The sequence below is a fragment of the Paraburkholderia xenovorans LB400 genome (assembly GCF_000013645.1).
GTDB lineage: Bacteria > Pseudomonadota > Gammaproteobacteria > Burkholderiales > Burkholderiaceae > Paraburkholderia > Paraburkholderia xenovorans.
Genome location: NC_007952.1, coordinates 2,638,873 through 2,648,770, shown reverse-complemented (window position 1 = coordinate 2,648,770; position 9,898 = coordinate 2,638,873). Strand labels below are relative to the sequence as shown.

At 64.2% G+C, this 9,898-nt stretch carries 9 protein-coding genes; 8 read left to right on the top strand and 1 reads right to left on the bottom strand.

Translation table 11 applies throughout. The features are described from left to right. Positions 1-119 precede the first annotated feature (119 nt). Entirely contained in the window at positions 120-839 is a 720-nt protein-coding gene (locus BXE_RS33640; RefSeq protein ID WP_011492592.1) for a TetR/AcrR family transcriptional regulator, read from the bottom strand. Positions 840-1,213: 374 nt separating this feature from the next. On the opposite strand from BXE_RS33640, the gene BXE_RS33635 reads away from it, so the two are divergent. From BXE_RS33635 to BXE_RS33600, 8 genes are all read left to right on the top strand, one after another. Continuing rightward, positions 1,214-2,821: a hypothetical protein gene (locus BXE_RS33635; protein WP_040124455.1), complete on the top strand. Its 1,608-nt coding sequence runs from the start codon at positions 1,214-1,216 to the stop codon at positions 2,819-2,821. A 41-nt stretch (positions 2,822-2,862) separates the two neighbouring features. Next, entirely contained in the window at positions 2,863-3,804 is a 942-nt protein-coding gene (locus BXE_RS33630; protein WP_011492590.1) for a UPF0280 family protein, read from the top strand. Continuing rightward, a complete protein-coding gene (locus BXE_RS33625; RefSeq protein WP_011492589.1) occupies positions 3,780-4,370 on the top strand; it encodes an amino acid synthesis family protein in 591 nt (196 codons plus the stop codon). The genes BXE_RS33630 and BXE_RS33625 overlap by 25 nt, the downstream gene beginning before the upstream one ends. A 60-nt stretch (positions 4,371-4,430) precedes the next feature. Continuing rightward, positions 4,431-5,015, top strand: coding sequence for an amino acid synthesis family protein (locus BXE_RS33620; protein ID WP_011492588.1), 585 nt, complete (start codon positions 4,431-4,433; stop codon positions 5,013-5,015). 141 nt (positions 5,016-5,156) lie between these two features. Next, on the top strand, positions 5,157-7,097 hold the full coding sequence (locus BXE_RS33615) for an ABC transporter permease (protein ID WP_011492587.1): 1,941 nt from the start codon (positions 5,157-5,159) through the stop codon (positions 7,095-7,097). Beyond that, positions 7,094-7,903 carry an ABC transporter ATP-binding protein gene (locus BXE_RS33610; protein ID WP_011492586.1) on the top strand — a complete coding sequence of 270 codons (810 nt, stop codon included), beginning with the start codon at positions 7,094-7,096 and terminating at the stop codon, positions 7,901-7,903. Before BXE_RS33615 ends, BXE_RS33610 begins: the two co-directional genes overlap by 4 nt. Continuing rightward, positions 7,900-8,613, top strand: coding sequence for an ABC transporter ATP-binding protein (locus BXE_RS33605; protein WP_011492585.1), 714 nt, complete (start codon positions 7,900-7,902; stop codon positions 8,611-8,613). The genes BXE_RS33610 and BXE_RS33605 overlap by 4 nt, the downstream gene beginning before the upstream one ends. A 78-nt stretch (positions 8,614-8,691) precedes the next feature. Next, entirely contained in the window at positions 8,692-9,891 is a 1,200-nt protein-coding gene (locus BXE_RS33600) for an amidohydrolase family protein (protein WP_007178050.1), read from the top strand. The last annotated feature ends 7 nt before the right edge of the window (positions 9,892-9,898 follow it).

The following is a 9,898-nucleotide window of genomic DNA, read 5'->3' as shown; positions in this document are numbered from 1 at the left end:
GTTATGCTACATGAGTTATGCCACATGAGTTACGCCACATGAGTTACGCCACATGAGTTACGCCGCACGTGTCCCGGCGTGACGAGGGGCGCGCGCCGGCAATACGGCGCGCTCGGGTTCTACGCGGCGCCGCGCTCGCGTTCCCGTTCGGCCTCGCCCGGGTCCCCCCGGGCCACCGACAAATTCACTTTCACCGCGCGCAGCACCGTGTCCTTGATAACCTCGCGCCAATGCTCAAGCGCCGTCTTTTCCATCAGCGGCTCGCCAAGAAACGCGCCCAACGTATATTGATTGGCGTTATAAAAATACCCAAGCGAAGCGATCATCAAATACACATCGCGCGCTTTGACATCCTCACGAAAAACCTGCTGCGCCTGGCCCGCATCCAATAACTTTTGCACCACCGAAATCGCATAGCCCGAAATCTCCTTCAGCTTCACGGATTTCTTCGCGTGTTTGCCCTGGTGCAGATTCTCGCTGGAAAGCAGCGTGACGAACTCGGGATGATCGAGGTAGTACTGCCAGACGAATTCGACCATCTGTTCGAGCCCATGCACGGGGTCGGCCAGATCGAGATCGAGTTTGCTTTCCGCCTCGTTGAACTGCGTGTAGATCGTTTCCAGAACTTCGACGAACAACTGTTCCTTGCTGCCGAAATAGTAGTAAATCATGCGGTCGTGCGAGCGCGCCGCCTTTGAAATACTTTCCACTCGGCCGCTCGCATAGCCTTGCTTCGCAAAGACCTTGATGGCCGCTTTCAGAATCTTGGCGCGCGTGTCCTGCGCCTGTTTCGCACGGATGCCGGTAGCGCCCGGCTTGCGGGCGGCGGTGGGACTCATGGCGGTCTCGGCTCTCTTGTTGGCGTCAGGTTGAATGGCATGCGCCGCCGCCTGCCAGGCACGGGCGCGCCTTCATCATACAACCCGCATGAGCTGCTGCGGCGCTCGCTGCGCGATCATTCACTTCGGCGTAGATTGAAGCGTGATTCGCGCGGCGATGTGGCGGTGCACCAATCGTGCGCACGCCGGTAAATACGTTGCACAGACTAAATTGATCGAGTAGATTTCTAACGAGTTTGGTGTAGCGGATACTACACGAACGGTGAGTGGCCGCAACATGGAAATCGGCGGGTCACGCGAAAGTGCCTTTAAACAAGGGCTATTCGTCAGCCGGAGCGGGACCGATTGTAATGTCGTCGTATGGAAACCCCACCATGACAGAACATACGAAGGTCGATTTCGGTGCGGAAAGCGTCGAGCGCGAAACCGCCTCGACGCCGGGTCCGACCGTGCTCGAGAAGGCGGCGCCGCGCAGCGAGCGAATGGCGTCGAACAAGATTGAATGCAATGCGTGCCCGGTGCTGTGTCAGATCTCCGAAGGGCGCACCGGCGCGTGCGATCGCTATGCCAATTCGGATGGACGGCTGATTCGTGTCGATCCGGTGGTGTTTCTCTCGCGTGACCGTTTAACGTCCGATGCTGACGCCGGCAGCGAGAACGCCACGATTGAATTTGGCGCATCTTCTGAAATGCAGGACGCCGCGGCCGAACAGGCATTGTTCGTGACCGGCGTCGGCGCCTCCTCCACGTATCCCGACTACAAGCCCGCGCCTTTTATCGTCGCCTCGAAGCTCGACGATGTCGACATGATTACGGTGGTCACCGAAGGCATTTTCAGCTATTGCAGTTTCAAGGTGAAGATCGATACCGACCGCTTCCTCGGACCGGAGCAGTCGAACGTGCGCTGCCACGGCGAGATCGTCGGCCATGTGACGACGGCCGAGTACGGCTCGCAGATGCTGAGTCTCGGCGGCGTGCATCATCTGACCGGCGGCAGCAAGAAAGAAGGCCGCGTGACGTGCGACATGATGCTCGCGCTCGGCAACAAGGAGGCGGTGGAGCTGAGCATAGACGGCGGCGCGAGTCTGGTGATTCGCGCGGGCGCGGCGCCGATCGTCGACGGCGTGGAGGAGCAACGCATGCGTGTGGGCTGCGGGTCGGCCACCATCGGCATCTTTGCGAAGCAATGGTTCGGCCACGCCGACGAAGTGGTAGTCGTGGACGATCACATTACCGGCGTGCTCACCGAACATCAGGCCGGGCGCTGCCTCGGCATGGCGCGCTCAGGTCTGAAGATTCGCGGACGCAAGTCGACGCCGGGCCGCTATTTTCAGGTGGCGAATCCCGGCACCGGCTGGGGCGGGACCGATATCCAGGATCCGCTCGCGATTGTCGAAGGCTTCGACCCTGCCGTCGCGAGGCCGGGTATGCGCCTGCTGATGGTATCGACTACCGGCGAGCATGCGCAGTGGTACGAACTCGATCACGATCTCGTGCCGCGCATTGCGGCGATGCCGGAGGCCGTGCGCCGCACGGTCGAACGGATCGGCGAGAACTGTGAGCCCTCGCTTGCCACCGTGCTGTTTCTCGGCGGCGCGGGCGGCAGCTTGCGAGCGGGCGCCACGGAGAACCCGGTGCTGCTCACGCGCGCGATCAAGCAGAAACTGGTCAACGTGACTTGCGGCGGTGCGCCGGCTTACGTATGGCCGGGCGGCGGCATTACGGTGATGGTCGATGTCTCGCGCATGCCGGACCGTTCGTTCGGCACGGTGCCGACGCCCGCGATTGTCGCGCCGATCGAATTCACCATGACGTACGACGCGTATCGCGATCTCGGCGGCCATCTCGACGCGGTGCGTTCGCTGGCGAGCGTGTTGGCGAACGGACCGGAACACACAGAGGGCGCGCCGCTTGCGCGCCGCACCCTGGCGCGCAATCCCGACAACCCGTGGCCGCCCGCCATGCCGCCGATGCTCGGCTGACAGCGCCCGACAGCGCCAACGTGAAGAACGCAACGGACACGATGAACCCCACCCGCACCCGACTCGACGCGAGCCGCTGGCATTGGCAGCATGGGCCGATCGACCTGATCCTCAGCGCGGACGGCACGCCTTCGGCGCTGCAGGCCGCATATGAGGCGTGCTGGGCGCGCTTTGTCGACGTGTTGCCGGAACTGGCCGGCGAGTTGAAACAGCTCCGGCAACCGGTGCCGGCCGAAGCCGCGTTGAAAGACGACACGCAGTTGCAAGGGCCGGTTGCCCGCCGCATGTGGTCGGCCTGTCACCCTCACCGCGCGCGCTACATCACGCCGATGGCCGCGGTGGCGGGCAGCGTCGCCGATGAACTGATCACGGCGTTCGCGCGCGAAGGCATATCGCGCGCCTTCATCAACAACGGCGGCGACATTGCACTTTATTTGACCGAGGGGCGGCAATACCGTGTTGGCGTGTTCGCCGATCTGGCATCGTTCTCGCCCGCGCGGCTCTCGCGCGATCAGGCGCTCGACGCCAGCCTGACGCTCGACGCCGGCCTCGCCGTTCGCGGCATTGCAACGAGCGGCTGGCGCGGCCGCAGTTTCAGCCTCGGGATTGCCGACAGCGTCACCGTGCTCGCGCGCAACGCCGCCACCGCGGACGCCGCTGCGACGATGATCGCGAACGCCGTCGACCTGGACCACCCGGGCATTTTGCGGCGTCCGGCTGCGTCGTTGAAAGACGATACCGACCTCGGCGACAGGCTCGTCACCGTGGACGTGCCATCTCTACCGCAGCCGCTGATCGATTTCGCGCTGGCGCGGGGCGTCGAAACCGCACAGCGTTTGCTCGACCAGGGTTTGATCGAAGGCGCCGCGCTATTCCTGCAAGGGCGGGTGCGCGTTGCCGGCATTCATCACACAGGCGGGTTGCTCACGCAGCGCGCGCAGATAACAACGGAGGCGCCGTGTTCGAAATACGCCGCGTGCTGACGCACGTCGAAGACATCTTTCACGAGTTCGGTCCCGCGCCCGCGCAGCCGCTCAGACGCGGCGCGATTGCCGCGGTGATGACCAACCCGTTCGCCGGGCGCTACGAAGCGAAAATCGAGCACGCAATGGAAGCGCTCAAACCTATCGGCTTCGACATGGCGCAGCGGCTGCTGGCGGCGATGGCGGTGCCGCATGCGTCGATCGAAGGTTACGGCAAGGGCGCGATTGTGGGCTCGCGCGGCGAACTGGAGCATGGCGCGCTGTGGCATGTGCCGGGCGGCTATGCGATGCGCGAGCTGCTGGAGAAAAACGGTGTGCCTACCAACGCCATCGTGCCGTCCACCAAGAAGGTCGGCGCACCGTCCACCGCGCTCGACGTGCCGCTCACGCACGTCAACGCGAGCTATGTGCGCAGCCATTTCGACGCGATCGAAGTGCGCGTGCCCGGCGCGCCCGCCGCGGACGAGCTGGTGTATATCCTCGCGATGAGCACAGGGCAGCGCGTGCATGCGCGCGTGGGCGGCCTCGCGAAAGAGGCGATCGTGGGCAAGGACGGTTTGCGCTGAGCGGCGCCCGGTTGGCGCATTGAAATAACGCGGAACAGGCATCGAAACTCGGAGAGCGAAATGGCAATCAAGCTTCGCAAGCTGGTCGTGCAAGTGGATGAAACACGCATTGAAATGGGGCAGGCGGTCAATCCGCCGGCACGCCGCGCGGTCGCGATTGCGGTGATCGAGAATCCCTATGCGGGCCGCTACGAAGCAAAACTCGACGCGCTGATCGAGGCCGGCGAAGAGTTGGGCGCATTGCTCGGCAGCAAGTGCGTCGAAGCGCTCGGCATCGCGCCGGGCGAGGCGCAAAGCTATGGCAAGGCCGCGATTGTCGGCGAGGCGGGCGAACTGGAGCATGCCGCCGCGATCCTGCATCCGAAGCTCGGTGCGCCGCTGCGAGTGGCGGTGGAGAAGGGCGCGGCGCTGGTGCCGTCGGCGAAGAAGATGGGCACGCTCGGCACCGCGATCGACGTGCCGCTCGGCCACAAGGACGCGGCCTTCGTGCGCAGTCATTTCGACGCGATCGAGGCGCGCGTATCCGACGCGCCGCGCGCGAACGAGATCGTGGTGGCCGTCGCGGTGACGGCGTCGGGCCGGCCGTTGCCGCGCATCGGCGGCCTGCAGGTAAGCGAGATCAAAGGCGAAGACGGTCTGCGCTGAGTTTGCATCCGGTTATTGGGCTGTTACTGTCCTGCCGTTGACGCGTGCGCGCATGGTGCCGCACGCGCTGCAACGTCTGCTGGTCGGGTCGAATGCGCCACTGCTGCGCGCTCGCCGTTCAGCAAGCTGCCGAGGGTCGCGATGTTTTCGAATTTGCTGGTACAGCTGGTCAATGGACTCGCCGACGCGTCGACGCTGTTTCTCGTCGCCGCCGGTTTGTCGCTGATCTTCGGCGTGACACGCATCGTCAACTTTGCGCACGGCTCGTTCTATATGTTCGGCATCTATGTCGCGTATAGCATCGCGAGCCGCTTCGGACACACGGCGGGCGGCTTCTGGTTCTCCGTGCTCGCCGCGGCGCTGGTGGTCGCGGTGCTGGGCGCGCTGGTCGAGATGCTGGTGCTGCGGCGCATCTACCAGGCGCCCGAACTGTTTCATCTGCTCGCCACGTTCGCGCTGGTGCTGATCTTTCGCGACGCCGCGCTGTGGCTGTGGGGTCCGGAAGACCTGTTCGGACCGCGTGCGCCGCATCTGGCGGGCGCGGTCGATTTCCTCGGCCATCCGCTGCCTACCTACGACATCGCCTTGATCGTGATCGGTCCCGTCGTGTTGCTGCTGCTCTGGTACGCGTTGACACGCACACGCTGGGGCACGCTGGTGCGCGCCGCCACGCAGGACCGCGAGATGCTCGGCGCGCTCGGCATCAATCAGGCCTGGCTGTTTACCGGGGTGTTTTTCGTCGGCGCGTTTCTCGCCGGGTTGGGCGGCGCGCTGCAAGGGCCGCGCATGTCGGCGAATCTGTCGCTGGATCTGGAGACGATCGGCAACGCGTTCGTCGTGGTGGTGGTCGGAGGCATGGGGTCGATTCCGGGGGCGTTCATTGCCGCGCTGATCATCGCGGAGATCAAGGCGCTGTGCATCGGCATCGGCCATGTGACGATCTTCGGCGTCGGTCTTTCGTTGAGCCGCTTCACGCTGGTGGCCGAATTCGTGGTGATGGCGGTGGTGCTGGTGGTGCGTCCGTGGGGATTGCTCGGCCGCGCGAGCGCCGCGGTGCGCGGCATGGCGGCCCCGGAGACGCCTTTGCGTCCGGCGGGCAAACGGCTCAAGTGGCTGGCGGCCATCGCTTTGCTGGTGCTCGTGCTTGCGCCGCTCGCGGCCAACGCATTTCCATACATGCCCGTGTTGCTGGTGGAGATCCTGATCGCCGTGCTGTTCGCCACCAGCCTGCATTTCATCATGGGACCGGGCGGCATGCATTCGTTCGGCCACGCCGCGTACTTCGGACTGGGCGCATACGGCGCCGCGCTGTTCCTCAAAGTGCTCGATCTGCCGATGGAAGCCGCGTTGCTGCTCGGCCCGCTGTTGGCCGTGGCCGGCGCGCTGGTGTTCGGCTGGTTCTGCGTGCGCCTCTCCGGCGTCTATCTCGCGATGCTCACGCTCGCGTTCGCACAGATCGTCTGGTCGGTGGTGTTCCAGTGGGACGACGTGACGGGCGGCAGCAACGGCATTCTCGGTTTGTGGCCGTCGAACTGGCTGTCTTCGCCGGTGGCTTTTTATTATCTGACGCTCGCCTGCGTCGTGGTCGGCGTGTGGCTGTTGCGCAAGATGCTGTTCTCGCCATTGGGCTACGCCATGCGTGCGTCGCGTGATTCCATGCTGCGCGCCGAGGCGATCGGTATCGACGTGAAGCGCGTGCAATGGGCCGCGTTCGTGATCGCGTCGTTGTTCTGCGGACTCGCCGGCTCGCTCTATGCGTTCTCCAAGGGCACGATTTCGCCGGAGGTGATCAGCGTGAGCCGTTCGGTGGACGGCCTCGTGATGGTGCTGCTCGGCGGCTTGCAGACGCTCACCGGGCCGATTGTGGGCGCGGCCGTGTTCACGTGGCTGCAGGACACCGTTGCACGGCAGACCGACTACTGGCAAGCGCTGCTGGGCTTCGCGATCCTGCTGCTGGTGATCGCGTTTCCGCAGGGGATCGTCGGCTTCATTCGCGAGCGTTTCGGCGACGATACTTTCGACCCGCCGGAAAAGAGCACCGTTTCGCCGTCTCAACGCGCGGCGATCGAGGAGGGGCTATGAGCTTGCTGCGCGTCAGCGGTCTCTCCAGATCGTTCGGCGGCCTCAAGGCGGTCGACAACGTCTCGTTCGATCTCGAAGCCGGTCAATTGCTGGCTCTGCTCGGGCCGAACGGCGCGGGCAAGTCCACCTGTTTCAACATGGTCAACGGGCAATTGCCGCCTTCATCCGGATCGATTCGCCTCGACGGTCACGAACTGGTCGGCATGCGTCCGCGTGAGATCTGGCGGCTGGGCGTGGGCCGCACGTTTCAGATCGCCGCGACCTTCAATTCCATGACCGTGATCGAGAACGTGCAGATGGCCCTGGTCTCGCGCGAACGCAAGACTTTCGGGCTATGGAAGGCCGCCCGCTCGCGCTACGCCGACGAAGCCTTCACGTTGCTCGAACAGGTCGGCATGGCCGCGGACGCGAACCGCGCGTGCGGCGTGCTCGCTTATGGCGACGTCAAGCGCGTGGAACTCGCGATTGCGCTTGCCAACCGCCCCCGGCTGCTATTGATGGATGAACCCACCGCCGGCATGGCGCCGAAGGAGCGTAATGAATTGATGGCGCTAACGAAGCGTCTCGTCACCGAACACAAGATCGGCGTGCTTTTTACCGAGCACAGCATGGACGTGGTATTCGCCTACGCCGATCGCATGATCGTGCTCGCGCGCGGCAAGCTGATCGCCGAGGGCGACGCCGACACGATCCGCAACGACCCGCGCGTCCAGGAAGTCTATTTCGGCACCGGCAAGACCTTCCAGCCGCACGCGCCGCTGCACGAGGCAGCGGGCGGTCATCAAGGCCAGGGAGCGCTGCAATGAGCGAGCCAATGCTGAAAGTCTCCGGTCTCAACGCGTTCTATGGCCGCGCGCATATTCTGTTCGACGTCGGCCTCGAAGTCGGCCGCGGTGAAGTCGTCGCGCTGATGGGCCGCAACGGCGCCGGCAAATCCACCACGATGAAAGCAGTGATGGGTCTGCTGCCGCGCCGCCAGGGCGAAGTGAATTTTCGCGGGCAGAACATCGCGGCGTTGCCGCCGTACAGGATCGCGCGCATGGGCATGGGCTTCGTGCCCGAGGATCGTCGCGTGTTCGCCGATCTGACCGTGATGGAGAACCTCGACACCGGCCGTCAGCCGCCGCGCGAAGGCGCACCGCAATGGACGCCGGAAAAACTGTTCCGGCTCTTTCCCAATCTCGGCGAAATGCCGCAGCGTCCGGGCGGCCAGATGAGCGGCGGCGAGCAGCAGATGCTCACCGTGTCGCGCACGCTGATGGGCAATCCGTATCTGGTGCTGCTCGACGAACCGTCCGAAGGCGTGGCGCCGGTGATCGTCGAACAGATGGCGAACATGATTCTCGAACTCAAGCGCGAAGGCCTGTCGATTCTGTTGTCCGAACAGAACCTGCACTTCGCCGAGCTGGTCAGCGACCGCGCGTATGTGCTCGAAAAAGGGCAGATCCGCTTCAGCGGCACGATCGGCGAACTCGCACAGAACGAAACAGTGAGGCGCGCTTATCTGAGCGTGTGATTTCTTCCATTGGCGCATGCGAAGTGCACGCTGTGGCACTTCGTGAGCGCCGGGCAGTCGTTGCGAAAGGAGAAGCAGATGGCAGCAGAGACGTTGACAGGCTTGTCGGGCAAGGTCGCGGTAACGAACATCGGGCTGCTGTTATCCGGCGACATCGACCGGCCGATTCTCGACGCCGACACGCTGGTGATCGACGACGGCGTGATCGTCGCGGTCGGCAAGGAAAAGGACTGCGATCTCGAAGGCGCGCGCACGACGGTGGATTGCAAAGGGACCACGGTCGCGCCCGGCCTGATCGACTCGCATGTGCATCCGGTATTCGGCGACTGGACGCCGCGCCAGAATCAGATGGGCTGGATCGAATCGAATCTGAACGGCGGCGTCACCACGATGATTTCCGCCGGCGAAGTGCATTTGCCTGGCCGTCCGAAGGATGTGCTCGGCGTGAAGGCGCTTGCGATTACCGCGCAACGCTCGTTCGAAGGCATGCGTGGCGCGGGTGTCGGCGGCGGCGTCAAGGTCATGGCGGGCGCGCCGGTGATCGAGAAGGGCATGGTCGAAGAGGACTTCAAGGAGCTCTCGGAAGCGGGCGTCAAACTGCTCGGCGAAGTCGGCCTCGGCAGCGTGAAGGGCGGCGAGGAAGCCGCGCAGATGGTCGCGTGGGCGCGCAAGTACGGCATTCAGAGCACGATTCACACGGGTGGTCCGTCGATTCCCGGCTCAGGGCTGATCGATCGCGACGTGGTGCTCGCCGCCGACGCGGACGTGATCGGCCACATCAACGGCGGCCATACGTCGCTGTCTTACCGGCATGTGTGCGACCTGTGCGAGCAATCGAGCCGCGCGCTGGAAATCGTCCACAACGGCAACGAACGGATCGCATTGCTGACGGCGCGTCATGCGATCGAATTGAAGTGTCCGCACCGGATCATTCTCGGCACGGACAGTCCCGCCGGCTCCGGCGTGCAGCCGCTCGGCATTTTGCGGATGATCGCGCTGATCTCGAGCCTCGCCGACGTGCCCGCGGAAATCGCCTTCTGCTTCGCGACCGGCAACACCGCGCGGCAACGCAATCTGCGGCAAGGGCTGATCGAAGTGGGCCGCCCCGCCGACCTCGTGTTCATGGATCGCGCGCAGCATACGGCGGCCGATACGCTGCTAGAAAGCGTTCAGCTCGGCGACATTCCGGGCGTGGGCATGGTGATGATCGACGGACTGATCCGTTGCCGGAGGAGCCGCAACACGCCACCGGCTACCGAAGTGCCGGTGGTGCTGTGAACGCGCT

Excerpts from the sequence above, each read along its gene's own strand:
- BXE_RS33640 (WP_011492592.1), bottom strand. The coding sequence starts at position 839 with ATGAGTCCCACCGCCGCCCGCAAGCCGGGCGCTACCGGCATCCGTGCG.
- BXE_RS33635 (WP_040124455.1), top strand. The coding sequence starts at position 1,214 with ATGACAGAACATACGAAGGTCGATTTCGGTGCGGAAAGCGTCGAGCGC.
- BXE_RS33630 (WP_011492590.1), top strand. The coding sequence starts at position 2,863 with ATGAACCCCACCCGCACCCGACTCGACGCGAGCCGCTGGCATTGGCAG.
- BXE_RS33620 (WP_011492588.1), top strand. The coding sequence starts at position 4,431 with ATGGCAATCAAGCTTCGCAAGCTGGTCGTGCAAGTGGATGAAACACGC.
- BXE_RS33615 (WP_011492587.1), top strand. The coding sequence starts at position 5,157 with ATGTTTTCGAATTTGCTGGTACAGCTGGTCAATGGACTCGCCGACGCG.
- BXE_RS33610 (WP_011492586.1), top strand. The coding sequence starts at position 7,094 with ATGAGCTTGCTGCGCGTCAGCGGTCTCTCCAGATCGTTCGGCGGCCTC.
- BXE_RS33605 (WP_011492585.1), top strand. The coding sequence starts at position 7,900 with ATGAGCGAGCCAATGCTGAAAGTCTCCGGTCTCAACGCGTTCTATGGC.
- BXE_RS33600 (WP_007178050.1), top strand. The coding sequence starts at position 8,692 with ATGGCAGCAGAGACGTTGACAGGCTTGTCGGGCAAGGTCGCGGTAACG.